Annotated in this window: 25 protein-coding genes; 12 read left to right on the top strand and 13 right to left on the bottom strand. The window is 70.6% G+C overall.

Going from position 1 to position 24,493, the window contains the following annotated elements; all coding sequences use genetic code 11:
- Window positions 1–3 precede the first annotated feature (3 nt).
- The 3 genes from ACSQ2F_RS18115 to ACSQ2F_RS18105 are packed head-to-tail and all read left to right on the top strand — an operon-like array spanning window position 4 to window position 3,177.
- Window positions 4–1,128, top strand: coding sequence for a 5-(carboxyamino)imidazole ribonucleotide synthase (locus ACSQ2F_RS18115; protein ID WP_436026871.1), 1,125 nt, complete (start codon window positions 4–6; stop codon window positions 1,126–1,128).
- A 14-nt stretch (window positions 1,129–1,142) separates the two neighbouring features.
- On the top strand, window positions 1,143–2,123 hold the full coding sequence (locus tag ACSQ2F_RS18110) for an L-threonylcarbamoyladenylate synthase (RefSeq protein ID WP_436025361.1): 981 nt from the start codon (window positions 1,143–1,145) through the stop codon (window positions 2,121–2,123).
- Between the two features lie 43 nt (window positions 2,124–2,166).
- Complete coding sequence (locus tag ACSQ2F_RS18105; RefSeq protein ID WP_436025359.1) at window positions 2,167–3,177, top strand: hypothetical protein; 1,011 nt, start codon at window positions 2,167–2,169, stop codon at window positions 3,175–3,177.
- 111 nt (window positions 3,178–3,288) lie between these two features.
- Here the strand turns inward: ACSQ2F_RS18105 and dacB are convergent, their stop codons facing one another.
- Window positions 3,289–4,701 (bottom strand): D-alanyl-D-alanine carboxypeptidase/D-alanyl-D-alanine endopeptidase, encoded by a 1,413-nt coding sequence (gene dacB, locus ACSQ2F_RS18100; RefSeq protein WP_436025357.1) that lies wholly within the window; start codon window positions 4,699–4,701, stop codon window positions 3,289–3,291.
- A 173-nt stretch (window positions 4,702–4,874) separates the two neighbouring features.
- Between dacB and tsaB the strand changes: the two genes are divergently transcribed.
- The 4 genes from tsaB to ACSQ2F_RS18080 all read left to right on the top strand — a co-directional run bounded on the left by tsaB (window position 4,875) and on the right by ACSQ2F_RS18080 (window position 9,528).
- A complete protein-coding gene (gene tsaB, locus ACSQ2F_RS18095; RefSeq protein ID WP_436025355.1) occupies window positions 4,875–5,609 on the top strand; it encodes a tRNA (adenosine(37)-N6)-threonylcarbamoyltransferase complex dimerization subunit type 1 TsaB in 735 nt (244 codons plus the stop codon).
- A gap of 35 nt (window positions 5,610–5,644) precedes the next feature.
- Window positions 5,645–6,091 (top strand): ribosomal protein S18-alanine N-acetyltransferase, encoded by a 447-nt coding sequence (gene rimI / locus ACSQ2F_RS18090; protein WP_436025353.1) that lies wholly within the window; start codon window positions 5,645–5,647, stop codon window positions 6,089–6,091.
- 2 nt (window positions 6,092–6,093) lie between these two features.
- Window positions 6,094–6,984 carry a uracil-DNA glycosylase gene (locus ACSQ2F_RS18085; protein ID WP_436025351.1) on the top strand — a complete coding sequence of 297 codons (891 nt, stop codon included), beginning with the start codon at window positions 6,094–6,096 and terminating at the stop codon, window positions 6,982–6,984.
- 132 nt (window positions 6,985–7,116) lie between these two features.
- The gene (locus ACSQ2F_RS18080) at window positions 7,117–9,528 is read left to right on the top strand and encodes a putative bifunctional diguanylate cyclase/phosphodiesterase (protein ID WP_436025349.1); all 2,412 of its coding nucleotides are present in this window, start codon (window positions 7,117–7,119) and stop codon (window positions 9,526–9,528) included.
- A gap of 46 nt (window positions 9,529–9,574) precedes the next feature.
- Here the strand turns inward: ACSQ2F_RS18080 and glmU are convergent, their stop codons facing one another.
- Window positions 9,575–10,954, bottom strand: a complete 1,380-nt coding sequence (gene glmU / locus ACSQ2F_RS18075) for a bifunctional UDP-N-acetylglucosamine diphosphorylase/glucosamine-1-phosphate N-acetyltransferase GlmU (protein WP_436025347.1) — start codon at window positions 10,952–10,954, stop codon at window positions 9,575–9,577.
- A 34-nt stretch (window positions 10,955–10,988) separates the two neighbouring features.
- On the opposite strand from glmU, the gene ACSQ2F_RS18070 reads away from it, so the two are divergent.
- Window positions 10,989–11,834 carry a DUF6279 family lipoprotein gene (locus ACSQ2F_RS18070; protein WP_436025345.1) on the top strand — a complete coding sequence of 282 codons (846 nt, stop codon included), beginning with the start codon at window positions 10,989–10,991 and terminating at the stop codon, window positions 11,832–11,834.
- A 54-nt stretch (window positions 11,835–11,888) separates the two neighbouring features.
- On the opposite strand, the gene ACSQ2F_RS18065 is transcribed toward ACSQ2F_RS18070, so the two are convergent.
- Genes ACSQ2F_RS18065 through ACSQ2F_RS18050 form a run of 4 tightly spaced genes read right to left on the bottom strand, consistent with a single transcriptional unit; the run spans window position 11,889 to window position 14,691 of the window.
- Window positions 11,889–12,479 (bottom strand): DUF4136 domain-containing protein, encoded by a 591-nt coding sequence (locus ACSQ2F_RS18065; protein ID WP_436025343.1) that lies wholly within the window; start codon window positions 12,477–12,479, stop codon window positions 11,889–11,891.
- 29 nt (window positions 12,480–12,508) lie between these two features.
- Window positions 12,509–13,471, bottom strand: a complete 963-nt coding sequence (ttcA, locus tag ACSQ2F_RS18060) for a tRNA 2-thiocytidine(32) synthetase TtcA (protein ID WP_436025341.1) — start codon at window positions 13,469–13,471, stop codon at window positions 12,509–12,511.
- Between the two features lie 2 nt (window positions 13,472–13,473).
- Complete coding sequence (locus tag ACSQ2F_RS18055; protein ID WP_436025339.1) at window positions 13,474–13,872, bottom strand: dihydroneopterin aldolase; 399 nt, start codon at window positions 13,870–13,872, stop codon at window positions 13,474–13,476.
- Between the two features lie 33 nt (window positions 13,873–13,905).
- Complete coding sequence (locus ACSQ2F_RS18050) at window positions 13,906–14,691, bottom strand: SDR family oxidoreductase (RefSeq protein ID WP_436025337.1); 786 nt, start codon at window positions 14,689–14,691, stop codon at window positions 13,906–13,908.
- Window positions 14,692–14,709: 18 nt separating this feature from the next.
- Here ACSQ2F_RS18050 and ACSQ2F_RS18045 point away from each other — a divergent pair, with 18 nt between their 5' ends.
- On the top strand, window positions 14,710–15,825 hold the full coding sequence (locus ACSQ2F_RS18045) for a class I SAM-dependent methyltransferase (RefSeq protein WP_436025335.1): 1,116 nt from the start codon (window positions 14,710–14,712) through the stop codon (window positions 15,823–15,825).
- A gap of 10 nt (window positions 15,826–15,835) precedes the next feature.
- The gene (locus tag ACSQ2F_RS18040; RefSeq protein WP_436025333.1) at window positions 15,836–16,030 is read left to right on the top strand and encodes a DUF2905 domain-containing protein; all 195 of its coding nucleotides are present in this window, start codon (window positions 15,836–15,838) and stop codon (window positions 16,028–16,030) included.
- Window positions 16,031–16,049: 19 nt separating this feature from the next.
- On the opposite strand, the gene ACSQ2F_RS18035 is transcribed toward ACSQ2F_RS18040, so the two are convergent.
- The 5 genes from ACSQ2F_RS18035 to ACSQ2F_RS18015 all read right to left on the bottom strand — a co-directional run bounded on the left by ACSQ2F_RS18035 (window position 16,050) and on the right by ACSQ2F_RS18015 (window position 21,467).
- On the bottom strand, window positions 16,050–16,460 hold the full coding sequence (locus tag ACSQ2F_RS18035; protein WP_436025331.1) for a type II toxin-antitoxin system PemK/MazF family toxin: 411 nt from the start codon (window positions 16,458–16,460) through the stop codon (window positions 16,050–16,052).
- An 87-nt stretch (window positions 16,461–16,547) separates the two neighbouring features.
- Window positions 16,548–17,783, bottom strand: coding sequence for a multifunctional CCA addition/repair protein (locus tag ACSQ2F_RS18030; RefSeq protein WP_436025329.1), 1,236 nt, complete (start codon window positions 17,781–17,783; stop codon window positions 16,548–16,550).
- On the bottom strand, window positions 17,780–18,463 hold the full coding sequence (locus ACSQ2F_RS18025; RefSeq protein WP_436025327.1) for a glutathione S-transferase family protein: 684 nt from the start codon (window positions 18,461–18,463) through the stop codon (window positions 17,780–17,782). Before ACSQ2F_RS18025 ends, ACSQ2F_RS18030 begins: the two co-directional genes overlap by 4 nt.
- A 39-nt stretch (window positions 18,464–18,502) precedes the next feature.
- Window positions 18,503–19,456, bottom strand: a complete 954-nt coding sequence (locus ACSQ2F_RS18020; RefSeq protein WP_436025325.1) for a complex I NDUFA9 subunit family protein — start codon at window positions 19,454–19,456, stop codon at window positions 18,503–18,505.
- Between the two features lie 10 nt (window positions 19,457–19,466).
- Entirely contained in the window at window positions 19,467–21,467 is a 2,001-nt protein-coding gene (locus ACSQ2F_RS18015; protein ID WP_436026869.1) for a transglycosylase SLT domain-containing protein, read from the bottom strand.
- 85 nt (window positions 21,468–21,552) lie between these two features.
- Between ACSQ2F_RS18015 and ACSQ2F_RS18010 the strand changes: the two genes are divergently transcribed.
- Complete coding sequence (locus tag ACSQ2F_RS18010) at window positions 21,553–22,122, top strand: 5-formyltetrahydrofolate cyclo-ligase (RefSeq protein WP_436025323.1); 570 nt, start codon at window positions 21,553–21,555, stop codon at window positions 22,120–22,122.
- 231 nt (window positions 22,123–22,353) lie between these two features.
- Here the strand turns inward: ACSQ2F_RS18010 and ACSQ2F_RS18005 are convergent, their stop codons facing one another.
- Window positions 22,354–22,917 carry a TfoX/Sxy family protein gene (locus ACSQ2F_RS18005; RefSeq protein WP_436025321.1) on the bottom strand — a complete coding sequence of 188 codons (564 nt, stop codon included), beginning with the start codon at window positions 22,915–22,917 and terminating at the stop codon, window positions 22,354–22,356.
- Between the two features lie 43 nt (window positions 22,918–22,960).
- Here ACSQ2F_RS18005 and ACSQ2F_RS18000 point away from each other — a divergent pair, with 43 nt between their 5' ends.
- Window positions 22,961–23,533 (top strand): 5-formyltetrahydrofolate cyclo-ligase, encoded by a 573-nt coding sequence (locus ACSQ2F_RS18000; RefSeq protein WP_436025319.1) that lies wholly within the window; start codon window positions 22,961–22,963, stop codon window positions 23,531–23,533.
- Between the two features lie 83 nt (window positions 23,534–23,616).
- Here ACSQ2F_RS18000 and ACSQ2F_RS17995 read toward each other — a convergent pair whose 3' ends face one another.
- On the bottom strand, window positions 23,617–24,468 hold the full coding sequence (locus tag ACSQ2F_RS17995; RefSeq protein ID WP_436025317.1) for a methylenetetrahydrofolate reductase: 852 nt from the start codon (window positions 24,466–24,468) through the stop codon (window positions 23,617–23,619).
- Between the last annotated feature and the right edge of the window lie 25 nt (window positions 24,469–24,493).

Here is a 24,493-nt window from a genome sequence, read left to right as displayed (position 1 = left end):
GTGATGGGCGGCGGCCAGCTCGGTCGCATGTTCGCCCATGCCGCGCAGCAGGCCGGCTACTTCACGGCAGTGCTCGATGCCGACGCCGACAGTCCGGCCGGCACGGTGTCGCACCATCACGTGCGCGCCGGCTACCGCGATGCCGCGGGCCTGGCCGAGCTGGCGCGCCTGTGCGCCGCCATCACCACCGAGTTCGAGAACGTCCCTGCCGACTCCCTGCGCACGCTGGCCGCGCAGCGTCCGGTGGCGCCCTCGGGGGAAGCGGTCGCCACCTGCCAGGACCGCGCCGTGGAAAAGGCGCACATCGTGGCCTGCGGCGTGCCCTGCGCACCGCACGCCGTGATCGAAACGGCCGCCCAGCTGGCCGCCGTGGATGCCGACCTGCTGCCGGGCATCCTCAAGACCTCCCGGCTCGGCTACGACGGCAAGGGTCAGGTGCGGGTGGACACCCCCGAGGCATTGGCGGCCGCCTGGGCCGAGCTGAAGCAGGTGCCCTGCGTGCTCGAGAAGCGCCTGGCGCTCGCCTACGAGGTGAGCGTGATCGTGGCGCGCGGGGCCGCAGGTGAACTCGTTCACTTCCCGCTGCAGCAGAACCTGCATCGCGAGGGCATCCTTGCCGTCACGCAGGTGCCGGCGCCGGACGTCACGCCCGAAGTACAGCAACAGGCCGTCGACGCGGCCGGACGCATCGCTGCCACGCTCGGCTATGTGGGCGTGCTGTGCGTTGAGTTCTTCGTGCTGGCGGATGGCCGCCTGGTGGCCAACGAAATGGCGCCGCGGCCGCACAACTCCGGCCACTACACCCTCGATGCCTGCGACCTCTCCCAGTTCGATCTGCAGGTGCGTGCGCTGACCGGCGCACCGCTCGTCGCGCCGCGCCTGCATTCGAGTGCCGTCATGCTGAACCTGCTGGGCGACCTCTGGTTCACCGCAGGTGGCACCGAACCCGTCGAACCGCCGTGGCAGCACGTGCTGGCCCTGCCGGGTGTCCACCTGCACCTCTACGGCAAGACCGAAGCGCGGCCGGGCCGCAAGATGGGCCATCTGAACGTCACGGCCGCCTCGCCGGCCGAGGCGCGCGACGTGGCCTTGCGCGCGGCCGAGTTGCTCGGCCTCGCGGCCTGGTGAACCGGAGCCTGCCCGTGCGGCTCGACGGACACGACCCTGCGGCCATTGCCCGCGCGGCCCAGGCCCTGGCCGAGGGCGAACTCGTGGCGCTGCCCACCGAGACGGTGTATGGGCTCGGCGCGCGGGCCGACGACGACGCGGCCGTGGCCAAGGTCTTCGCGCTCAAGGGCCGGCCGGCGGACCATCCCCTGATCGTTCATGTGGCCCAGGCAGCCGATGCGCGAGCCTTTGCGGCCGACTGGCCGCCGGTCGCCCAGCGGCTGGCCCAGGCCTTCTGGCCCGGGCCGCTCACGGTCATCGTGCCGCGCGCGCCCGGCATGGCGGCCGCGGCAGCTGGTGGGCAAGACACCGTGGGCCTGCGCTGCCCGGCGCATCCGGTGGCGCATGCACTGCTGCTCGCCGCGCGCGAGCGGGGCGTGGCCGGTGTCGCGGCGCCCAGCGCCAACCGCTTCGGCCGCATCAGCCCGACGCGCGCCGACCACGTGCTCGACGAATTCGATCCGGGTCTGCTGGTGCTGGATGGCGGCCCGTGCCAGGTCGGCATCGAGTCGAGCATCGTCGACTGCTCTCGCGGCCGGCCCGTCCTGCTGCGGCCGGGCGTGATCACCCGCGCGCAGCTGGAGGCGGCTGCCGGCGAGCGACTCCTCGACCGCGACGCCGCAGCTCCCCGTGCCTCCGGCACCCTGGACGCGCACTATGCCCCGCGCGCGAAGCTGCGCCTGATGGCAGCCCCCATGTTGCGGGCCGCCCTGGAGATGCTCGACGGCACGCCCTTGAAGCTGGCGGTATATTGCCGCACGGTGCCGGCCAAGGTCGCCGGCAAGGCGCTCTACCGCGCCATGCCGGAGCGGCCCGAGCAGGCCGCGCAGGAACTCTTTTCGGTCCTGCGTGAACTCGACGCCCAGGGGGTGTCTCTGATCTGGGTCGAAGCGCCTCCCGCCACCCCCGAATGGGATGGCGTGCGGGACCGGCTGACCCGTGCTGCCGCGTCGTGACACCGTTGTCCGGCCCGGCCTTTCTCAAGTTTTTGGAGCGTTCATGATCTTTTCCGGTGATGTCCTCAAGGCCTTCGGGCGCACACCTGTGGCTGCGGCCGTCCTCGGTTCGCTGCTCCTTGCCGCCTGCGGTGGAGGCGACCAGAAGGAGACCTTCCGGGCGACGCGCATCGTGAGCTTCGGCGACGAGAACACCCTGATCAACCCGGACGGCACGCAGTACACCGTCAACAACCCCCTGGCCGCCACGGCCACGACGCCGGCCTACGCGCCATGCGCGGTGAATCCGGCCTGGATCCAGGTCGTCGCCACCCAATACGGCCTCGGCTTCGGCGAATGCACCGGCACCGCCATCAAGCCGCAGGCGCAGATGAAGGCCGTCGTGGGCGAGACCGTGGCCGGCGCGCGTGCCAAGGTCAACGCCTTCCATGCGGCGACGCCCCTGGCCACCGGCGACCTGGTCACGATCATGGTCGGTGCGCACGATCTGGTGGCGATGTACGAGGCCAATCCCACGGCCGCAGGCAACGACCTCACCACCCTGCAGACCGCCGCCTTCAACCTGGGCCGCGACCTGGGCAGCCTCGCGTTCGAGGTCGTCGACCGCGGCCCGAAGGTGCTCATCACCACCGTGCACAACCTGAGCACCGCTCCGCTGGCGCCCACCGGCACGGATGCCGACGCGACCGCCCGCCGCAAGGTGCTCGACACCATCTCCAAGGCGTTCAACGACGGCCTGAACGATCGCCTGAGCGACGATCCCAACGGGGGCGGTCGCAGCGGCGCCGTGCTCGAGGTGGACCAGCAGATCGAGAAGTACCGCCGCAACGTCGACGCGGCCTACACCGCCATCGGCGACCGCGTGAACCCTGCCTGTGTGGTCGCCGGCACCACGACCCCGATGGCCGATGCGGACCTCGATACCTGCACGTCCACGTCGGCCACCGACCCGCGGCTGACCAACCTGTGGGCCGGTCGCATGCAGTTCGGCGTCGCGACGCACCTGCAGCTCGGCCTGGATGCCGTCACCCGCATCACCGGCAACCCGTTGTGATCTGAAGCGGCGGCCCTGCCGCCGCGGGCTCGGCCGGGACGGCCCGGCTGGCCGGCTCACCCCGGCCGCAGTCCGCCGTCCGCCGCCGTGAGGCGGCAGCGGCCCCGTTTGCTAGAGGTTGCCGGTCCACTGGGCCAGCGCCTCGAGGGCCGGCCGGGCTGCGCCCGCATTCGGATGGTTGATCACCGCCACCAGCACGTGGCGGCGCCCCGACGCACCCAGCACGTAGCCCGCGATGCCCGTGACATCGCGCAATGAGCCCGTCTTCAGGTGGGCGCGGCCGGCATTGGCATTGCGCGTGCGGCGCATCGTGCCGTCCACGCCGCTGACCGGCAACGAGCTCATGAGCTCCGGCATCGCAGGCCCCATCCAGCTCGCCTGCAGCACACGCGCCAGCAACTGTGCGGTGACTCGCGCGTCCCGCGAGAGCCCGGAGCCGTTGTCGAGCACCGTGCCGGCCGCGTGGTCGCCGAAGCGGTCGATCAGCCACTGGCGCAGCACCACCTGCGCCGCCTCGGGCGAACCGATGCCGCGCTGCGTGAGGCCGAGCGTCAGGAAGAGCTGCTGGGCCATCACGTTGTTGCTGAACTTGTTGATGTCGCGCACCACTTCGGCCAGGGGGGGAGAGGCGAACTCCAGCGTCGGCGCCACGGGGGGCGCCGTGCCCGCGCGCACCTGGCCATCCAGGCGGCCGCCGAGTTCCCTCCACATGCCGGCAATGGCCCGCTCGCTGAAGCGCTGCGGGTCCGCAGGCGCCACCGACCACTCGCGCGTGCCGCAACTGGCGGGGTAGCCGCCCGTGAAGCGCACGCGGTCGGGCCGGGTGAAGTCGGCGCGGAGTTCGCCACGCCAGTCGTCGCACGCTCCCTTGGTGAGCGGCACCGTGTCGTCCGCGCGCACACCGTCGAGCGGCACGTCGGCGCTGATCGCTGCCACCTGGCGGCCCGGGACCGGGGTGAAGCCGTACGTCACCGACTTGTAGTTGACCAGCAGCGCATCCGGGCCGGCGTTCGACGGTCGGTAGGGCTCGTTGTCGAAGGCCGCCGCATCGTGCGCCGGCAACGCGAAGGCACTGCGGTCCAGCACGATGTCGCCTTCGATGCGTCGGATGCCCAGCTGCTGCACGCGGCGCAGCAGTTGCCACACGCGCTCCACCACGAGTTTCGGGTCGCCGCTGCCCTTGATGTACAGCGAGCCCTTGAGCACGTTGCCGCGCACCTCGCCCTCCACCCACACCGGCGTGCGCCACTGCCAGGCCGGGCCGAGCAGGTCGAGCGCCGCGGCGGTGGTCAGCAGCTTCTGGAGGGAGGCGGCATTCACCGGCTGGTGCGGCTGCCAGCTCAGGCGCGGCAGTGGCTGCCCCACTTCCTGAACCAGCACCACCAGGTGTTCGGGCGGCACGTTGGCACGTGCCAGGGCGGCTTCGACTTCGGGCGGGAGGGGCGTTGCGGCAAGCGTCGGCAAGGCGGCCGCAAGGGTGCAGGCCAGCGCGGCCGCGGCGCGCAGGAACATCGGCTTTCTCATGCGTCGATGATCGCACGCAGGCGTGACGTGACGGTGGTGCGAGGGACGCCCGCCGTTCGGGCACGCCCCGAAGGGGTTCGACCAGGCCGCCCCCTCACAACGCCGCATGATCATCACCGCTTGCTCGAATCTCAATGCCAGTTATTTGTGGGACAGGACACTAGACTTGAGGGATGAACACCTTGCTCGCCTTCGACACCTCGACCGATCTGATGAGCATTGCGCTCGGCACGCCATCGGGCAGCGTCGTTCGGGAGTCCGAGGGCGGGGCGCTGGCCTCTGCCCGTCTGGTGCCCGACGTCATGGCATTGCTGGCCGAAGCGGGCGTGGCGCTCGGCGACGTCGATGCCATCGCTTTCGGGGCCGGACCGGGTGCCTTCACCGGCCTGCGAACCGCCTGCTCGGTGGCGCAGGGGCTGGCGCTCGGCGCCGGCAAGCCGGTGGTGCCGGTCGACAGCCTGATGCTGGTGGCCGACGACGCGCGGGCTCAGCTCGGCGATGCGGCGCCCGCCACGCTCTGGGTCGCCATGGATGCGCGCATGGGGCAGGCCTATGCCGCGCCGTACCGCTGGGACGAGGAACGCTGGACCGCACTGGAAGCCCCGGCGCTGTTCGATCCGGCGGCGCTCGCCGCCCGCTGGCAGGCCGAGCTGCCCCGGGCGGTCGCCGGGTCCGCGCTCAGCGCGTTCGGCTCCGCCCTCGGCCTGCCGGGCGGCATGACGACCGTGCCCGCGGCCCGCTCGCGCGTGCAGGCCTTGCTTCGCGTCGCCCGCATGCAGTGGAAGGCGGGCGCCGCGGTCGATGCCGCGCTTGCGCTGCCCGTCTATGTGCGTGACAAGGTGGCTCAGACCACGGCCGAGCGCGAGGCGCAGCGCTCCCACGAGGCCGCCGCGGGAGGTGGCGCTTGAAGCCGTCGGTCCGGGATCAACGACAATGGCGGCCGATGACGGTGATGCAGCTGGATGCGGTGCTGGCCATCGAGCAGGTGGCCTACAGCGTCCCCTGGACGCGAGGCAACTTCATCGACTCCATCGCCTCCGGGTACGAGGCCTGGTTGCTGATGTCGCCCGACCAAGGGGTCCTCGGCTACTTCATCGCCATGGACGGCTATGAGGAAATGCACCTGCTGAACCTCACGGTGGCGCCAGCGGTGCAGGGCCGGGGCCACGGCCGCGCGATGCTCGACCGTCTGGTGGACATCTGCCGGGCCCGCGACGCGCTGCAGCTCTGGCTCGAGGTGCGCGAGAGCAACGACCGCGCGCGGGCGCTGTACCAGCGCTACGGCTTCGTGCCGGTGGGCGTTCGGCGTGACTACTACCCGCTGCCCCCAGGGGTGCCGGGGCGGGAAGATGCAGTGGTGATGAGTCTGAAGACGGCGACGACGGAGTGACGATGGTGGTGAGCGAGCGTCAGGCGGCAATGTTGAAGGAGATGGGCATCCGCCTGTGGCGGCCGCCCGTGCCCGATGCCGCCTCCACGTCGCCCCTGCAGGCCGATGCGGTGGAGGCCGCGCCCGCTGCGGCGGCGCCCGTGCCGCGTGCTGGCACGGAGGCCCTGCGGCCGATGACCCCGCCCGCCGCCTCCGACGCTGCACCGGCGCGGCCCGGTCGCGAGGCGCCCGCGCCGGATGCCGAGCCGGTTGCCGCAGTCTCGCGGCCGGTGCGGTTGCGCGAGCCGGTGGCACCGGTCGGGGACCCGGTAGGCGGCGTCGCCGGCATGGGCTGGGAGGCGCTCGAAGACGCGGTGGCCAATTGCACCGCCTGCGCGCTGTGCGAGGGCCGCACCCGGACGGTGTTCGGCGTGGGCCACGCCAGTGCCCACTGGATGGTGGTGGGCGAGGCGCCCGGTGAGCAGGAGGACCGCCAGGGCGAGCCGTTCGTCGGCAAGTCCGGCCAGCTGCTCGACAACATGCTGGCCGCCCTCGGCCTCACGCGGCAGCCGGCCGAGGCCGCGCGCCAGGTCTACATCGCGAACACGGTGAAATGCCGGCCCCCGGGCAACCGCAATCCCGATCCGACCGAACTGGCCCGCTGCGAGCCCTACCTGGTGCGGCAGATTGCGCTGGTCAAGCCGCGCGTCATCCTGGCCATGGGACGCTTCGCGGTGCAGAGCCTGTTGCGCAGCAACGAGCCCATCGGCCGGCTGCGCGGCCGCGTCCACCAGTTCGAAGGGGTGCCCCTCGTCGTCACCTACCACCCGGCCTACCTCCTGCGCAACCCGGAGGACAAGGGCCGCGCCTGGGACGACCTCTGCCTCGCCCGCGAGGTGCTCGCCCAGGGCTGAGCCGGCTGGCGCCGCGGCACGCTTTACGTTCAGAAAAGGTCACTGGGCCGATGTGAGCGATATCATGCGCTGCCCGGGGCAGGGCTTGCCGCGCTTCGATCACGCCCCGCGTGATGCCCCCACCACCACATGATGAACGACCCACGCGCGTTGCCCGACAGCGATCTGCCCGCGCCCGACGACTGGCCCTGCGCGCTCGCCTGCCTGGACGAGAGCGGGGCGGTGCTCACGTCGACGGCGGCCTTCACCGAAGGCCTCGGCATGGCCGAGGGTGCGCATCCGTCGTGGGTCTGGTCGGCCGTCCTCACGCCCGGCTCGTTCGCGCAGCTTCAGGCGGCGCTCGCACTGCAGCGCGACTTCCATCTCACCTTGTCCTTGAAGGACACGCCGACCCATCCGGGTGGCCTGTGGTTCGACGTGCGGGCCCGCTGGGACAAGGCCCGCGCCCGCTATGCCTGCGTGTTCCTCGACATCACCGAACGCATGCTGGCCGATGCCGAGGCCCGCCACCGGGCCGACCAGTTCAAGTTGCTGGCGGACAACGTGCCGGTGCTGATCGCCTACTTCGAGGCGCGCTCGCTCACCTGCCAGTTCGCCAACCAGCAGTACGCCGCCACCTTCGGGTTGACCGAGCAGGAAATCATCGGCCGCAACGTGGCCGACATCATCGGTCCCGGCGCGAGCCGCGAGATCGAGCCCTACGTCGAGACGGTGGTGCGCCGCGTCGCGCCGACGGCCTACGAGCGTGAGCTGACCGGTCGCGACGGGGAGCGCCGGTGGCTGGAAGTCAACCTGCTCCCGCACATCGCGCCCGATGGCGAGGCGCTCGGGGCCTTCGTCCTCATCTCGGACATCACCCGCCACCGCACGGCCGAGCAGGCCCTGCGCGAAACGCAGGACCGGCTGGCGAGGTTCATGCAAGCCACCGCCGAGGGCATCGCCTTCCTGCAGGAGGGCGTGATCACCGACGTCAATCCGGCGGCGTGTCTGCTCGTGGGCCGCACGCGCGAGGAGCTGGTCGGCGCCCGCACCCTCGACATCGTGGCCCCGGACCAGCGGGCGAAGGTGGCCGACACCATCCGCGCCGGCACCGAGACGCCCTACGAAAGCGTGCTGCTGCACAAGGACGGCCGTCGCCTGCCGGTGGAGCTCATCGGCCGCACCATGGAGCACAAGGGCGAGCGCATCCGCATGACCATCGTGCGCGACATCCGCGAGCGCTACGCCGCGCAGGAGCACATCCGCCACCTGGCCCTGCACGATGCCCTCACCGGCTTGCCCAACCGGGCGAGCCTCATGGAGGACATCGGTCATCAGATCGCCGCCGCGCGTCGCGCCGACTCGCAGTTCGCGCTGCTGTTCATCGACCTCGACCACTTCAAGCGGGTGAACGATTCGCTCGGTCACCTGGTGGGCGACACGCTGCTCCAGACGGTGGCGCGCCGCATCACCGACAGCCTGCGCACCACGGACCGCGTGGCCCGCTTCGGCGGAGACGAGTTCATCGTGCTGCTGCCGAATACGCTGGAGCGACTGGACATCGAGGAGGTCTGCAACAAGCTGCTGGCCGCCATCGAGGTGCCGGTGAACGTCGACGGACGCCTCATCTCCGTCACGCCCTCGATCGGCATCTCGGTGTTCCCCCACGACGCCGGCACCGCCGACGCCCTGATCAAGAACGCCGACACCGCGATGTACCTCGCCAAGTCGCGCGGGCGGGCCAACTACCAGTTCTTCACCCCGGCCATGGCCCGCTCGGCCCTGGAGGCGCTGGTGATGGAGAGCCAGATGTCCCAGGGCCTGGTGCATGGCGAGTTCGTGCTGCACTTCCAGCCGCAGGTGCGGGCCGACGGTACCCTCGTCGGGGCCGAGGCCCTGATGCGCTGGAACCATCCTGAACGCGGCCTGCTGATGCCCGACGCCTTCATCGAGCTCGCGGAGCAGCAGCGCCTGATGCTGCCGCTCGGCCAGTGGGCCTTGCGCGAAGCGGTGCGCTGCGCCCGGCGCTGGCATGCCGCCGGCATTCGCCATGCCCCGGTGGCGGTGAACCTGTCGAGCGTGCAGTTCCAGACCAGCGGGTTCACGGCCCTCGTGCAGCAGCTGCTGCGCGACGAAGGCGTGCCGGGCGAGCTCATCGAGCTCGAACTCACCGAGCGCATGTTGATGGACGACCTGCCCGAGGTGCAGCGCAAGCTCGGCGAGTTGAAGGCCATGGGCATCCGCATCTCGGTCGACGACTTCGGCACCGGCTATTCGTCGCTCGCGCACCTCAAGGAGCTGCCGATCGACAAGATGAAGATCGACCGCTCGTTCGTGCACGATCTGCCGGGAGACCCCGACTCCAACGCCATCGCGCGGGCCATCATCGAGATGTCGCGCGGGCTGGGCTTGAAGGTGATCGCCGAAGGCGTGGAGACCGTCGCCCAGCGGGACTTCCTGTCGGAGGCGGGATGCGACGAATTCCAGGGCCTGCTGGTGAGTCGCCCGCTGGCGGTGGACGACTTCGAGGCCTGGGCGCTGGGCTCGCAGGTGCTGTCGACCTGAGCCTGCGCCTGAGCGGGACGCCGAGCCCCAGGCCCGGTCCGGCGCCTCAGGCCTTCTTCTGCTTGACCGGACGGGTCCAGCCGTCGAGCACCATCTGCTTGCCGCGCGCGACGGCCAGGCTGCCGGCCGGCACGTCCTTCGTGATGGTGGAGCCGCCCCCGATGGTGGCCCCGTTGCCCAACGTCACGGGCGCGACCAGCACGCAGTTGCTGCCCACGTGCACGTCTGCGCCGATGGTGGTGCGGTGCTTGTTGGCGCCGTCGTAGTTGGCGGTGATGCTGCCGGCCCCATAGTTGACTCGTTCGCCCACCGTGGCGTCGCCCAGGTAGGCGAGGTGATTGGCCTTGGCGCCGCGCGCGAGCGTCGAGTTCTTCACCTCGACGAAGTTGCCGATGTGCACTTCGTCGCCCAGCTCGGCGCCGGGCCGCAGGCGGGCGAAGGGGCCGATCAGCGCCCGCTCGCCGACGGTGGCGCCGAGGGCCTCGCCATCGATGTGGGTGAAGGGATGGATCACGGTACCGGCGCCGATGCGGGCGTTGCGGATCACGCAGTTGGCGCCGATGCGCACGTTGTCGGCGAGCGTGACCTCGCCCTCGAAGACGCAGTTGACGTCGATTTCGACGTCGGCGCCGCAGGTGAGGGTGCCGCGCACGTCGAAGCGCGCCGGGTCGGCCAGGCGCACGCCGGCATCCATGTGGCGCACGGCGAGCGTGCGCTGGTGCAGGCGTTCGAGTTCGGCGAGCTGCACCGGGCTGTTCACGCCGAGCACCTCCACCTCCGCGGCCGGCTGGGCCGCCACCACCGGCACGCCGTCGGCCACGGCCATGGCCACGATGTCGGTCAGGTAGTACTCGCCCTGGGCGTTGTCGCAGCGCAGCTGCGCGAGCCACTGGCGCAGGCGTGCCGTCGGCACGGCCATCATGCCGGTGTAGACCTCGCGGATCGCGCGCTGCGCCGGCGTGGCGTCCTTGTGCTCGACGATGGCGCGCACCGCCTCGCCGTCCCGCACGATGCGGCCGTAGCCGGTGGCGTCGGCCAGTTCGATGGTCAGCAGGGCGAGGCGCTCGCCACCGCAGGCCTCGACCAGCGCGCGGGCGGTCTCGGCACGGATGAGCGGCACGTCGCCGTTGAGGATGAGGGTGGTGCCGTCGGCGTGCAGCGAGGGCGCGGCCTGCTGGACGGCGTGGCCGGTGCCCAGCTGGGGCATCTGGCGGACGAACTGCAGGTGCGGCGCCTGGACGGCCGCCTCGACCTGCTCGGCGCCGTGGCCGGTGATCGTGATGATGCGGTCGGCCCCGAGCGATGCTGCGGTTTCCAGGACGTGCTGCAATAGGCTCCGCCCGGCCAGCTTGTGCAGCACTTTCGGCAGGCTGGATTTCATGCGGGTGCCCTTGCCCGCGGCCATGATCACGATGTCGAGCGCCATGCAGCATCCTTGTTCGAAGACCGCAATTATCGGCGTGCTCCTGCTTTTCACCACCCTGCTTTCGGGGTGTGGTGCGCTGCGCCTGGCCTATGGTCAGGCTCCCGATCTCGTCTACTGGTGGCTCGACGGCCATGCCGATTTCACCGATCCGCAGAGCGAGCGGGTGCGGGCCGACCTGGGCCGCTTCTTCGACTGGCACCGCCGAACCCAGTTGCCCGACTACGCCGGCCTGCTGTCGCGTGCGCAGGCCCAGCTGCGCTCACCCGAGCCGGTCACGCCGGAGGGGGTATGCCGCTGGTCAGACGAGATCGCCGCCCGCATCCAGCCCATGGTGGACCAGGCGCTGCCCATGGCGGCCGAGTCGGTGCTGCAGCTGGCCCCGTGGCAGCTGAAGCACATGGCGCACAAGTTCGACAAGGTGAACGCGAAGTTCCGCGACGACTACCTCCAGCCGGACCCGGCCGAGCGCCTCGAAGCGGCGGTGGAGCGGACGGTCGACCGCACCGAGTCGCTCTACGGGGACATCGACGACGCGCAGCGCGAGCGCATTGCGCGCCTCGTCGCCGCATCCCCCTTCGACCCGGCGGTCTGGCTGGCCGAGCGCCAGCAGCGCCAGCAGGACCTGCTGGCCACCTTGCGCACCCTGAAGGCGCGTCAGGCGACCGTCGGTGAGGCTCAGGCGGCGCTGCGGGCCCTGGTGGCGCATGTGCAGCGCTCCCCCCGTGAGGCGTATCGCGAGTACGACACGCGCCTGCGCAGCTACAACTGCATGGTGGGCGCGCAGGTCCACAACGCCATGACGCCGGCCCAGCGCCAGCGGGCGGTCGAGCGGCTCAAGGGCTGGGAGGACGATCTGCGGGCCTTGTCGACCAGCCGCTGACGGGCCGGACATGCGGACGATCCGCCCGGGGCCCGGGCGGCACGCAGCGAGCGGTCAGGGCAGCGGAACGCTGACACGGCGCGGGTTCACGCCGGTGTGCGGGAAGTCCTTCATCGCCGCCTTGAACATCGCGCCGAGCAGGTCCTCGCCGCCCGGGGTGTTCCCGTCATTCGTGGCCCGCGCCTCGTAGAGCGGCTCGCCGGACGTGCGATCGCGGATCAGCATCACCACCTCGCGCTCGTAGCGCGGGCTGTCGAAGTGGTAGATGACCTGCGGCCCGTAGAACGAATGGCGTCCGAAGCGCGAGTAGTACAGCCCGCCGCGCCACCACAGCGGGTCGTCGTAGGGCGAGCGCTCGGCGCGGCTGGCGCGGGCACCGATCTGCACGGAGACGTCCGCGGCCTTGGGGTCGGCCGCCGGCTTGAAGCCGGCGGCTTCCAGCGCCGGCCGGGCGATGCCTTCGAGGCGCTCCTGGTCGCGGGCACGCGCCTCCTGCGAAGGCAGTCGCTCGAAGGCGTAGGTGCCCACGGCGCGGGCAGGTGCCCATTTGCTGTAGGTCGAGACATCGCTCTCGACGGTGTTGAAGCCGGCGCAGCCCGCCAGCCCGAAGGCCAGCGTGCCCAGCGCGAGGGCAGTCTTCCACATGATGTTCGGCTCCCGGTCCAGGTTCAGGTTCAGCGCTGCAGGGTGATGACGCCCGTGGCCGGCACGGCCGGCGGCGCGCAGATCTCTTCGTCGTCGAAGGCGCGGTCGCCGTCAGGGTCGGCCACGCCTGTCGCTTGGAGCGTGGCGAAGGGGAACAGGTTCCGGTCCATCAGGTGCGAGGGCACCACGTTGCCCAGCGCCGAGAAGAGGTTGTCCACGCGGCCGGGGAAGCGCTTGTCCCAGTCGCGCAGCATCTGCCGGGTCTGCACCCGCTGCAGGTTCTCCTGGTTGCCGCAGAGCGAGCACGGAATGATGGGGAACGCGCGGTGCACTGCCCAGCGCTCCAGATCGGTCTCGGCGACGTAGGCGAGCGGCCGGATGACCACGTTGCGGCCGTCGTCGCTCACGAGCTTGGCCGGCATGCCCTTGAGCTTGCCGCCGAAGAACATGTTCATGAAGAGCGTCTGCAGAATGTCGTCGCGGTGGTGGCCGAGCGCGATCTTCGTGCAGCCGAGCTCACCGGCCACGCGGTACAGGATGCCGCGCCGCAGCCGCGAGCACAGGCTGCACATCGTCTTGCCTTCGGGAATGACGCGCTTGACGATCGAGTAGGTGTCCTGGTTCTCGATGTGGAACGGCACGCCGCGCGAGGCCAGGTACTCCGGCAGGATGTGTTCCGGAAAACCGGGCTGTTTCTGGTCGAGGTTCACCGCCACCAGCTCGAAGCGGATGGGCGCGCGCTGCTGCAGGTTGAGCAGGATGTCGAGCAGGGCGTAGCTGTCCTTGCCGCCCGACATGCACACCATGACCTTGTCGCCCTCCTCGATCATGTTGAAGTCGGCGATGGCCTGGCCTGCCAGGCGGTGCAGGCGCTTGGAGAGCTTGTTGATCTCGTAGTCGGCGCGGGTGCGCTCGGACGCGCCTTCGGGGCCGTGGCCGGAGGCGGGGGAGTGGGAAGGAGAGGGGGTGGGGGCGTCGATGACGGCGGTCATGGTCAGGCTTCCTTCTTCAGGCCGAACACCTCGCAGCCGACGGAGTCGCAGTCGGGGTAGACGTCGGGCTTTTCGGTGGAGACGCGCGCGGCCTTGACGCGGGGGTGCTGCAGCATCAGGGCCAGCACCTCGTCGCACAGAGTTTCCTGCAGATGGATGTGGCCGCGCTTGACCCGCTCGCCGATGGTGCGGCGCATGAAGTCGTAGTCCACCACCTCATCGAGCTCATCGTTGCGCGGGGTCGACTGCGCCAGCGGGATGTAGAGGTCGACGTTGATCAGCACGCGCTGCTCGCCGCGCTTCTCGAAGTCGTGCACGCCGATGTTGATCCACACCTCGTAGTTGCGCAGGAAGAGGCGCCGGCAATCCATCAGGCTCGGGTGGCTGAGCAGGCTATGCATGGAGGCGGCTCCGGCGGAGGGACGAGCGGGTCATCAGGGGGCTTTCGGTGCCGCGTCGCGCGCGAGGAACATCACATCGCGCGCCTGCGGCTGCAGGTGCTGGCCGCCGTCCACCAGGAGGGTGGTGCCGGTGATGGCCGGGGAGTCGATCAGAAAACGCACGGTGCGGGCGATGTCGGCCGGCAACGAGGCGCGCTTCAGCGGGGTCAGGGCGTGGGCGGCGGCGAATTCACCGTCGGTCATGGGCCCGGATGGCAGCGTGACACCCGGTGCCACGCCGCACACCCGCAATTGTGGCGCAAGTGCCTGCGCCAGCATCACCGTGGCCGCCTGCAGGGCGGCCTTGGACAGGGTGTACGAGAAATAGTCCGGATTCGGGTTCCACAACTTCTGGTCCAGCAGGTTCACCACGCAGGCGGTGTGCCCCACCGCCGTGGCGTGGGCGTGCAAAGCTTGCGCCAGCAGCACGGCCGGCGCGGTGTTGGCCCGCCAGTGCAGGTCCATCGCGGCGAGCGAAAAGCTCTGGGCGTCGTCGTACTCGAAGGTGGAGGCATTGTTGACCACGGCATCCAGGCGGCCGAAGTGGGCCACCACTCGGGGCACGAGGGCGCGGCAGGCCGGCTCGTCGGCCAGGTCGGCCGCAAAGGCCATCGCGTGCGCGCCACTCGCCCGGAGTTCGGCCACCGCGTCCTCGGCCTCGGCCTGCGAATGGCGGTAGTGCACGGCCACATCGTGGCCGGCGGCGGCCAGATCGAGGGCAATGGCACGACCCAGGCGGCGGGCGCTGCCGGTGACCAGCACAACAGGGCGATCGGTCATGGTTCCTACAATGGCGGGATGCAACCCAATGAGTCCGTCAGTGTATCGGCGGCCCTTCCCCGCCTGATCCACGAGGCCATCGCCCGCAATGGCGGCTGGCTGCCCTTCGACCGGTTCATGGCGATGGCGCTCTACGCCCCCGGCCTCGGCTATTACGCCAACGCGAGCCGCAAGTTCGGGCAACTGCCCCAGTCCGGCAGCGACTTCGTCACGGCGCCGGAGCTCTCACCGCTGTTCGGGCGGGCCCTGGCGCGCCAGCTGGGAGAGGCCCTGCAAGCGAGCGGCACCTCGGAGGTGTGGGAGTTCGGCGCCGGCTCGGGCGCACTGGCCGAATCGCTGCTCGATGCGCTCGGGGCCGCGGTCACGCGCTACACCATCGTCGACCTGTCGGGCAGCCTGCGCGAGCGCCAGCAGGCGCGGCTCGCGCGCTTCGGTGGGACGGTCCAGTGGGTGGACCGCCTGCCGGACCAGCTGGCCGGCGTGGTCGTGGGCAACGAGGTGCTCGACGCCATGCCGGTGCAGCTGCTTCACTTCGATGGCGTCGCATGGCATGAGCGCGGCGTCGTGGCCGCCCCGGATGGCACGGGCTTCGCCTGGGCAGACCGCCCCAGCGACCAGCGCCCGCCCACCGACGGCCCCTGGGTGCCCGGCACGGTGACCGAGGTCCATCCGCAGGCGGAGGCCTTCATCGCCACGCTGGCTGACCGCCTGGAGCGCGGCGCCGCCTTCTTCATCGACTACGGCTTCCCCGAGGCCGAGTACTACCACCCGCAGCGCCATGGCGGCACCTTGATGTGCCACCGCGCCCACCAGGCCGATCCCGACCCCCTGTCCGACGTGGGCCAGAAGGACATCACCGCTCACGTCAACTTCACCGGCATCGCGCTGGCCGGCCAGGACGCGGGCCTCGACGTGCTGGGCTACACCTCGCAGGCCAACTTCCTGTTCAACTGCGGCATGCTCGAGTTGATGGAGGGCGGTGACCTGCGCACGAACCTGCCCGTCCAGGTGCTGCTGCACGAGCATGAGATGGGCGAACTGTTCAAGGTGATCGGCTTCGCCCGCGGCTGCGATGCCGCCTTCACGCAGGGGCCGGTCGGCTTCTCGCGTGGCGACCGGTCACACCGACTGTGAAGGCCCGCCCATGATCCGCTGGTTGATCGGCGTCTTCATCGTGCTGCTGTTGTTCGGCAACTTTCACCGCTGGCTCGAACGCATCGGCCTCGGGCGGCTGCCCGGCGACATCCGCTTCACCCTCTTCGGACGCCAGTTCTTCTTCCCCTTCGCCAGCAGCGTGCTCATCTGCGTCACGATCCTGCTGATCGGCAAGCTCTTCTGAGGTGCTGAGGTACTCGCAGTCAAGGCGGGCCGTGGTTCGCCGGGCGGCGGTGGAACGCGGCCTGCAAGAAGCGCAGGCCCGCGATGACCTCGTCCACGCGTGAGGGTTCGAGCGCACCGATGCGCTCGCCCAGGCGCCACTTGTAGACGCACGACACCTGCGAGGCGACCACGACGCTCTGCCGGGCGAGGCCGCCTTCGCCCGGTGTCAGCAGCACGTTGCCGGGCTCGGTCGCCTTGTGCAGGTTGGAACTCAGGGCGCACACGACCACGGTCCCGATGCGCGAGTGGTTGAAGACGTCGTCCTGGACGACGACGTGCGGGTGCGGCGCGCCGGGAATCGATCCCCGGGTTTCGTCGGGCGCGATCCAGAAGATGTCGCCCCGGTTCACGTCGGGCGCCGCGGCGGGCGGGGCAGGCGTACGGTCCATCAAGGGGTGCCTCGGTTCAACGGGTGTGGTTTCGATCGCTGCCCTGCCGGACGCAGTGCGGGCCGGGTTCGGGCCCGGCGAAAAGCATCAAGCCGGAGGGCCGGCGAGTGCCTGGGCGATCGCCTGCACCCTGGCTGCGCGGATGGCGTCGGCGATCGCCGGCCCCTGGCGGCCCTGGGCGATGGCCGCTTCCGCCACGCTGGCGGTATCGACGGCCTGCGCTGCAGCCAACGCACTCAGCAGGCGGGGCCGCTGCGGATACGGTTCGTCCTCCCGGCCGAGGCGGCCGCGGGCATCGCACTCGCAGGCCAGCAGCACCTCGGCGAAGCGCTCGGGGCGGCGCCAGGCGTCGCAGCGTTCGAGCAAGCGGACCACGGCGGCCGCGTCGAGCGATTCGCTGCGGTGCACGTTGCCGTGCTCGCGTGCCACCGTCTCGGCAACCTCCCTGCACTCGTTGGGCACGCGCAGCCGCTCGCACACCTGCTTCACCAGGCGCACGCTGCGCGCCTCGTGGGCGATGTGGCGCGGCCATTCCTCGGGACGCGTCGTGCCCTTGCCGAGGTCGTGGCCCAGGCAGGCGAAGCGAACGGTGAGGGGCGCATCCAGTCGGGCGGCCGTATCGAGCACCATCATCAGGTGCACCCCGGTGTCCACCTCGGGGTGGTGGGCCTCGGGTTGCGGAACGCCCCACAGGCAGTCGACCTCGGGCAGCAGGCGAGCCAGGGCGCCGCAGCCGCGCAGCACCTCGAACATGCGGGAGGGGCGGTCTTCCATCAGGCCGCGCGCGAGTTCCTGCCACACCCGCTCGGGCACGAGCGCGTCCACCTCGCCGGCCGCGACCATGCTTTCCATCAGGGCCTCGGTCTCGGGCGCGACCGTGAAGCCGTCGAAGCGCGCGGCGAAGCGGGCCAGGCGCAGGATGCGCACGGGGTCTTCGGCGAACGCGGGCGACACATGGCGCAGCACGCGATCGGCGAGGTCCTGGCGGCCGTTGTACGGGTCGACGATCGTGCCGTCTTCGGCCTGCGCCATCGCGTTGATGGTGAGGTCACGACGCTGCAGGTCTTCCTCGAGCGTGACGTCAGGGTGGGCGTGGACCGCGAAGCCGCGGTAGCCCGGCGCCGTCTTGCGCTCGGTGCGGGCCAGGGCCACCTCCTCGTGCGTCTGCGGATGCAGGAACACGGGGAAGTCCTTGCCCACCGGCAGGTAGCCCAGGTCGAGGAGTTCCTGCGGCGAGGCACCCACGACCACCCAGTCGTGGTCGTTCACGGGGCGACCCAGCAGCGCGTCGCGCACCGAGCCGCCCACGAGCCACTTCTTCATGCGCGCGCGGTGCGGTACTGTTCCTCGAAGGGGAGGAAGTCCTTCTCGGCGCGCGCCGCTTCGCACCAGGCCGAGACGCTCTTGAGGGCCAGCACGCGGTCCATGTAGGCGCGCACCGCCGCGGGCACCGGCGCGCCGTACGTGACGAGGCGGGTGACGACGGGCGCATAGAACGCGTCGGCGATGGAAAAAGCGCCGAACAGCATGGGGCCACCGGACTCGGCGAGCAGGCCGGTCCACATGGCGATGATGCGGTCCAGGTCGGCTTGCAAGGCGGGCTGCTCCTTCAGCACGCGCTGGCCCACCTCGGACAACTGAGCCTCGATGTTCATGCCCCAATGGCTGCGCAGCGCCGAGAAGCCGGAGTGCATTTCGGCGCACACGCTGCGTGCGCGCGCGCGCTGCCTGACATCGGTGGGCCACAGTTGGCGGTCCGGAAAGCGTTCCGCCAGGTACTCGGCGATGGCGAGCGTGTCCCAGACGGCGAAGTCGCCGTCGAGGAGCACAGGCACCTTGCCGACCGGATTCAGGCTGGTGATCTCGGCCTTGAACTGCGAGCCCGGCTCGAACGAGTCGAAGCGCACCAGCACTTCCTCGAACGGAATGCCGGCCTCGGTCATCAGCACCCAGGGGCGCATGGACCATGACGAGTAGTTCTTGTTGCCGATGTAGAGCTTCATTCCCTCGGACTCCCTGCGCATATTGGTGGTGGTGGAACGTCAGCGTCCGGCGGTGCGGCGCCAGACGTCGAGCCGGGCTACGCTGTCGCGCCGGGCCAGCAGCATGGGCATGACCGCCTCCAGTGCGGCGGGCGTGATGCCGAGCTCGGCCAGACCGGGCAGCGTGCCGGTCGCCACATTGTCCACCCTGAGGGAGTCGAGGTTGTCGCGCGACATCAGCGGCTCGCCGGGCAGGCATTCCATGGCGAGTGCCTGCAGGCGGGCGAGCGGCCCGGGCAGGCCGAACACCGGCCGCGCGTGGCCCGACCAGCGCCCGGCCAGCCGCACGAGCTCGGCCAGCGTGTAGACGCGCGGCCCGACCAGCTCGTACGTGCGGCCGATGGTGTCCCGCCGCGCCAGCGCCAGGGCAATGGCATCCGCGACGTCATTGACCCAGACCGGCTGGAGGCGACTGTCGGCACCGGCGAGCGGCATCACCGGGAACATGCGCTGCAGGCCGGCGAAGAGGTTGAGGAACTGGTCCTGCGCGCCGAAGATGACGGAGGGTCGCATCACGGTGACGTCGAGCCCCGATGGGGCGAACACCGCTTCCCCGGCCGCCTTGCTGCGCTGGTAGCGGGAAGGTCCGTTGGCCGAGGCGCCGAGCGCGCTCACGTGAACGATCCGCTTCACCCCGACCCGGGCGCAAGCCTGCACCAACCGGCGTGGCAGCTCCGCGTGCGTGCGCTGGAACTCGGCCTCGCTGCCGTGCAGGCGGGCAATCAGGTTGACCACCGCATCACTGCCGGCCAGCACCCGATCGAGGTCGGCGTCACGGTTGACGTCGGCCGGGATCACGTCGACCGTGGGCAGGAACTGCACCCGCCGGCCCCGCTGCAATTGCCGCGTCGGGACCACGATGCGTGGACCGGCGCCACCGTGGCGCGACACAAGTTGTTCACACAGGCTTTGGCCCACAAAGCCCGTCCCCCCCAGCACCAGGATCTTCTTCAAGGCTGCTCCGTCAAGGCAACTCCGCATCAGGCGCCGGCACGCCGGCTTCACGCGGACCAATGGTCGCTCCCAGTCGCGCCTTCAGCGAAGGCGCCCGGGTGGCCTCCCTATTGTTCAACAAGGCGGCGTAGAACGTGGCGTTGGACAGCACTTTCTTCACGTAGTCGCGGGTCTCGGAAAAGGGCACGTTCTCGACCCAGATGGCGGACTCCAGGCGCGGACCCTCCCGCCAGCGGCGAGGGCGGTTCGGTCCGGCGTTGTAGGCCGCCGTGGCCATGGCCTGCGAGCCGCCCAGGTCGTCGAGGATGAGCTTCAGGTAGCTGGTGCCGAGCTTGAGATTGACGTCGCGGTCCTGCAGCATGTCGGGCGAGTAGGACATGCCGACCTTGCGGGCCGTCCAACGCGCCGTGGCCGGCATCACCTGCATCAGGCCGGATGCGCCCACGCCGGAGCGGGCGTCCACGATGAAGCGAGACTCCTGGCGAATCAGGCCGTAGACGAACGCGGGCTCGAGGCCGGCCTGCGAGGCGTGGTGTGTGAGCTCGCGCCGGAACGGCGTAGGAAAGCGCTGCGCCATGTCGATCTCGACCTGCGTGCGCTCGCTGGTGTTGATGCAGCGGTCCCACAGTTCGCGTTCGCAGCCGAGCTGGGCGGCCGCGCGCAAGGCCCGGTCGTCCATGCCACGCAGGGTGAAGTTCCACTCGCGGTTGCCCTCGTTGCGCAGGCCGACCGAGATCAGCAGCAGTGCGCGCGACAGTCCGGGCACCCGAAGCGCCGCATCGCGCTCGTCACGGGTGAGTGGAGCCGGCACCGGGGGCAGGGTGATGGGCCGGCCCAGCTCCTCGGCGGCCAGCGACCCGTAGTAGTGGTACTGCCCGGCGATGCTGGCGAGCATGTCGTCGGCCTGCTTGCGCAGCGCGGCGGGGTCGGAGGAATCGGCGGCGAGCGCGTGCAGAGCGCGCGCCTTCCAGTACACCCACGTCGGGTCGCCTTGCTCCTTCGGCTCCATGGCGTTGATGGCCTGGACCACCTGCTGCCAGCGCGGCTTGCCGTCGTTGGCCCGCAATGCGGCGCGGGCCTTCCAGGCGAGCGTGTTGTCGGCCCAGACGGGCTCGCGGTCGGTGCGTGAGGCCAGCAGATCGGCCTGCTGGAAATAGGTGGAGGCCGCCGGCAGCAGCCGGATGGCGGCCTGCTTGCCCACCGTGGCCCAGGCCCAGGCGGCCTGCTCCGGCCGCAACTCGTTCTGCCAGCTGTTGAGCTGCTGGGCTGCGAGCTCCGGGTCCATGGCGGCTTGCCGCATGAGGGCCAGGGTGACCAGTTCGGTGGCCGTCCGGTCCATGGGTGGCCTGCGGCGGGCGAGGTAGCGCGCCGGGTTGTCGCTCAGCTCGGTGACGTCGCCGGCGAGTGAGGGGGCCACCAGCTGCACCGCCTGCTGGGCGGCGCGCGGCTTGTTGATGTCGATCGCGACGCGGGCACGGCGCCAGGCGTCTGCAGCCGCGAACTGCCGGGCCTCGAAGAGCGTGGTGGCCAGCAGTGCGCAGCCGTCGTCCGCGTCCTTCTGGGCGAACCAGGCGGTACGGGCGGCCTCCCGCACGTTCTTGCCGGCGAGGTGGTCCGCGAGCAGGGCGTAGCACGTGACCTCACGGTCGTCGTTCATGCGAAAGCGTGGGTAGTCGGCCGCGAGGGCCGCCCAGTCGCGGCGCTTGCCGAGCTCGAGCAGCCAGTCGTTGCGCAGGCGGTCTTCGACGTAGGTGCCGGCCCAGCGACGGTAGAAGGCGGCCACCTCGTCGGCCTGGGCGGTGCTCATGCGGGCGTTCAGGTCCCAGTAGTGCACCCAGGACGCGAGGGCCTGGTTCTCGGCGATGGCCGCGTCCCGCAGGGCGCTCAGGCGCGCCGTGTCCTTGCGGCGGTGCGCGTCGCGCGCTTCCAGCACGTTGCCGGGGGTGGCCGGTTCCTGCGCGCACGCGGGCAGACCGACGGAGAGCAAGGTGACCGTGGCCGTGGCCGCCATCCAGTGGGCGGTGAGGCGTCGGCCGGCCGCGAGGGGCCCATATACTCGATTGGAGTTCTTCAACGTGTCTTTCATGGGTGGATTGATGCCCTCTGACCTGCCAGATTCCGCGCGCACCGCCTTGCGCCAGCAACTGCTGGCCGACCGCACGCGGTTCATGCAGACCCCCGCTGCCGAAGCGGCTGCGCGCGCGCTCGCGACCCAGGTGCGAGTCGTGCTGGACCAACTGGTTCCCGAATGCCTCGGGCTGTACTGGCCGATGCGATCCGAATTTAACGCAGTGGCCCTCGGCCTGCAGGACGAAAAGGACCTGGCCGTGGCCCTTCCTTTCGCCCGGCGCGATCCGCCGTCCATGCACTACCGGCTGTGGGACGGCACCGAGCCCGAGGCGCGCGATGGATGCGGGCTGCCCACGGCAAGTGGCGCGCCCGTGCAGCCCGATGTGGTGCTCGTGCCCTGTGTCGGCTTCACCGAGGACGGCTATCGCCTCGGCTACGGCGGCGGGTTCTTCGACCGCTACCTGGATGCGCATCCGGACACCACGGCCGTCGGCGTGGCCTGGTCGGTCGGTCGCATGCCTCGTGAGGCCTTCACGCCGGCCGCGCATGACCGGCCGCTGATGCTGGTCGTCACCGAGAACGGGGTCATCGGCTAGGAGTGTGGGCGGCAGAGAGAAGGGCTCGCGCCGGGGCGAGTCGCGGTGGCAGACGAGGCGCCGGCGAGGCCGTGTGGCGAGCCACACAACGAGTCGGCAACGAAGGATGGCGCCGCGAATCGCCCCGGCCCGAAGGGTTGGCCCTGAAAGGGGGCGTCGGCGTCGTTGCAAAAGCTCGCCGGGTGTACAACCCGGCTCCGCTTTGCGCCTATCCGGCGCCCCCTTTCAGGGCTAACGCGAGCCCTTCTCTCTGCCGCGCACACTCCTAGCAGGTACCGCCACGCCTGCGACGGTTTCCCGAGCGGTCGACTTGCCGCCGGGCGCGGCCTTCTGTCCGGCCTTCGCGGGGGCTTTGGCCGCCTTCTTGGCTGCTGGCGTTGCGCTCGCCTTGCGGGCGACCGCCGGTGACGCCGAGGAGGGGCGCGGCTTGGCGCGCTTGGGCGCGGTGCGCGCGCGCAAGGCGGCTTCCAGCGCCAGTCGCGCCCAGTCGCGCATCACGGCCGGCGACTCCATCGCCTCGTCAGGCGCGCTCCAGTAGCTGGTGGTGACGGTGCGCCCGGCGCCCTCGTAGGCGAAGGGATGGCAGCCCGCCGCCTGGTAGCGTGCCATGGTGAGGTCGTCCGCCTTGAGGAACAGCTGGTCGCCGAACCCGAGCGCCAGGAACACCTCGTCGACGTAGAGGCCGTGACCGCCGAACATCCGCCGCACGCGAACCGGTCCGAGCGAGCCGAGAAGTTCAACGCAGTGAACGATGTAGTCGGGAAGGACCTGGGAGGAAGGGGAGCGGGTGGCCATGCCCACAGTCTTGCACAATGGTGGCTGGCTCTGAGGCAAGCGCATGAACCCGACCGAACGCGACACGCTCCGCGAGAAGCTCATCAAGGACCGGCAGGCCCTGCCCGACCGCCTGGAGCGCGCGGTGCAGTTGCAGCACGTGCTGCGCACCTGGCTCGTCAGCCGGCGCGAGTCCTCCATCGGCGCCTACTGGCCCATCAAGGGTGAATTCGACCCGCTGCCGGCGCTCTTTCGCTGGAGCGAAGGCGGCCCGGAAGGGTCGCCGCGGCGCATCGGCCTGCCGGTGACGAACCGCGAGACCGAGTCCCTGGCCTTCCATGTCTGGTACCCCGGCTGCCCGATGGAGCTCGATGCACACGACATTCCGAAGCCCAAGGACACCGACGTCTTCCAGCCCGCCATCCTGCTGCTGCCCTGCGTGGGCTACGGACCGGGCGGGGTGCGCCTGGGCTACGGCGGCGGCTTCTACGACCAGACCGTGGCGGCGCTGAACCCGCGCCCGCTGACGGTGGGCGTGGGCTATGCCCATGGCTTCCTGCCGATGCTGCGGGCCCGGCCCGAGGAGACGCCGCTCGACGTGATGATCACCGAAGACGGCGTGATGTTCTCGAGGTGAGGCACCCGCGGGGCGACGGGTTGTCGCCCCGGTCGGGTGCCCGATGCAGGCGGCCGGAGCCGCTCCCGAGCCTCTGGCGCGGCCTACCAGCCCAGGCGTCGGGCGAGGGCGAGCGTGGCCGCGCTCTGGTTCATCGTGTAGATGTGGAAGGCGGGGGCGCCGCCTTCGCGCAGGCGCTCGCACAGGGCGCTCACCACGTCGAGGCCGAAGGCCTTGATGGACTCCACGTCGTCACCGAAGGACTGCAGGCGCAGGCGGATCCAGCGCGGGATCTCGGCGCCGGTGTTGTCGGCAAAGCGGATCAGGCCGCTCGCGTTGGTGATCGGCATGATGCCCGGCACCACCGGCACGTCGGCACCGAGGCGCGCCGCCTCGTCCACGAAGCGGAAGTACGCGTCGGCGTTGAAGAAGAGCTGCGTGATGGCCGAGTTGGCACCCGCCTGCACCTTGGCCGCGTAGGCCTGCAGGTCGGCCTGAGGCGAGCGGGCCTGAGGGTGCATCTCGGGATAGGCAGCCACTTCGATGTGGAAGTGGTCGCCGGTTTCCGCGCGGATGAAGGCGACGAGGTCGCTCGCGTAGCGGAACTCGCCAAAGCTGCCATAGCCGCTCGGCAGGTCGCCGCGCAGTGCAACGATGCGGCGCACGCCCTCGGCCCGGAACTGCGCCAGCGCGTCACGGATGGTCGCCTTGTCGGCACCGACGCAGGTGAAGTGGGGCGCGCCCTCCACGCCTTCGGCGAGGATGTCGTGCACCATGCTCAGCGTGCCCTTGTGCGTGGAGCCCCCGGCCCCGGCCGTCACCGAGCAGAACGACGGCTTCAGGGCGTAGAGCTCCTGGCGCACGGCGGCGTACTTGGCCACGCCGTCGGGCGTCTTGGCGGGGAAGAACTCCAGGCTGAGGGGCAGCTTGGCGGAAGAGGCGGTAGTCGGGCTCATCGGGGTAGGGTCCTGGGTGCGGTGC

Origin of the sequence: Rhizobacter sp. LjRoot28 (assembly GCF_964253025.1) — a bacterium.
Classification (GTDB): Bacteria; Pseudomonadota; Gammaproteobacteria; order Burkholderiales; family Burkholderiaceae_C; genus Rhizobacter.
The sequence above is the reverse complement of the archived record's forward strand: the minus strand, read 5'-3'. Positions and strand labels throughout refer to the sequence as shown.

Excerpts from the sequence above, each read along its gene's own strand:
- ttcA (WP_436025341.1), bottom strand. The coding sequence starts at position 13,471 with ATGACCGCCGTCATCGACGCCCCCACCCCCTCTCCTTCCCACTCCCCC.
- tsaB (WP_436025355.1), top strand. The coding sequence starts at position 4,875 with ATGAACACCTTGCTCGCCTTCGACACCTCGACCGATCTGATGAGCATT.
- ACSQ2F_RS18040 (WP_436025333.1), top strand. The coding sequence starts at position 15,836 with ATGATCCGCTGGTTGATCGGCGTCTTCATCGTGCTGCTGTTGTTCGGC.
- ACSQ2F_RS18010 (WP_436025323.1), top strand. The coding sequence starts at position 21,553 with ATGCCCTCTGACCTGCCAGATTCCGCGCGCACCGCCTTGCGCCAGCAA.
- ACSQ2F_RS18015 (WP_436026869.1), bottom strand. The coding sequence starts at position 21,467 with ATGGCGGCCACGGCCACGGTCACCTTGCTCTCCGTCGGTCTGCCCGCG.
- ACSQ2F_RS18050 (WP_436025337.1), bottom strand. The coding sequence starts at position 14,691 with ATGACCGATCGCCCTGTTGTGCTGGTCACCGGCAGCGCCCGCCGCCTG.
- ACSQ2F_RS18005 (WP_436025321.1), bottom strand. The coding sequence starts at position 22,917 with ATGGCCACCCGCTCCCCTTCCTCCCAGGTCCTTCCCGACTACATCGTT.
- ACSQ2F_RS18115 (WP_436026871.1), top strand. The coding sequence starts at position 4 with ATGGGCGGCGGCCAGCTCGGTCGCATGTTCGCCCATGCCGCGCAGCAG.
- ACSQ2F_RS18045 (WP_436025335.1), top strand. The coding sequence starts at position 14,710 with ATGCAACCCAATGAGTCCGTCAGTGTATCGGCGGCCCTTCCCCGCCTG.
- ACSQ2F_RS18065 (WP_436025343.1), bottom strand. The coding sequence starts at position 12,479 with ATGTGGAAGACTGCCCTCGCGCTGGGCACGCTGGCCTTCGGGCTGGCG.
- ACSQ2F_RS17995 (WP_436025317.1), bottom strand. The coding sequence starts at position 24,468 with ATGAGCCCGACTACCGCCTCTTCCGCCAAGCTGCCCCTCAGCCTGGAG.
- dacB (WP_436025357.1), bottom strand. The coding sequence starts at position 4,701 with ATGAGAAAGCCGATGTTCCTGCGCGCCGCGGCCGCGCTGGCCTGCACC.
- ACSQ2F_RS18030 (WP_436025329.1), bottom strand. The coding sequence starts at position 17,783 with ATGAAGAAGTGGCTCGTGGGCGGCTCGGTGCGCGACGCGCTGCTGGGT.
- ACSQ2F_RS18105 (WP_436025359.1), top strand. The coding sequence starts at position 2,167 with ATGATCTTTTCCGGTGATGTCCTCAAGGCCTTCGGGCGCACACCTGTG.
- ACSQ2F_RS18000 (WP_436025319.1), top strand. The coding sequence starts at position 22,961 with ATGAACCCGACCGAACGCGACACGCTCCGCGAGAAGCTCATCAAGGAC.
- ACSQ2F_RS18025 (WP_436025327.1), bottom strand. The coding sequence starts at position 18,463 with ATGAAGCTCTACATCGGCAACAAGAACTACTCGTCATGGTCCATGCGC.
- glmU (WP_436025347.1), bottom strand. The coding sequence starts at position 10,954 with ATGGCGCTCGACATCGTGATCATGGCCGCGGGCAAGGGCACCCGCATG.
- ACSQ2F_RS18035 (WP_436025331.1), bottom strand. The coding sequence starts at position 16,460 with ATGGACCGTACGCCTGCCCCGCCCGCCGCGGCGCCCGACGTGAACCGG.
- rimI (WP_436025353.1), top strand. The coding sequence starts at position 5,645 with ATGACGGTGATGCAGCTGGATGCGGTGCTGGCCATCGAGCAGGTGGCC.
- ACSQ2F_RS18080 (WP_436025349.1), top strand. The coding sequence starts at position 7,117 with ATGAACGACCCACGCGCGTTGCCCGACAGCGATCTGCCCGCGCCCGAC.
- ACSQ2F_RS18085 (WP_436025351.1), top strand. The coding sequence starts at position 6,094 with ATGGTGGTGAGCGAGCGTCAGGCGGCAATGTTGAAGGAGATGGGCATC.
- ACSQ2F_RS18055 (WP_436025339.1), bottom strand. The coding sequence starts at position 13,872 with ATGCATAGCCTGCTCAGCCACCCGAGCCTGATGGATTGCCGGCGCCTC.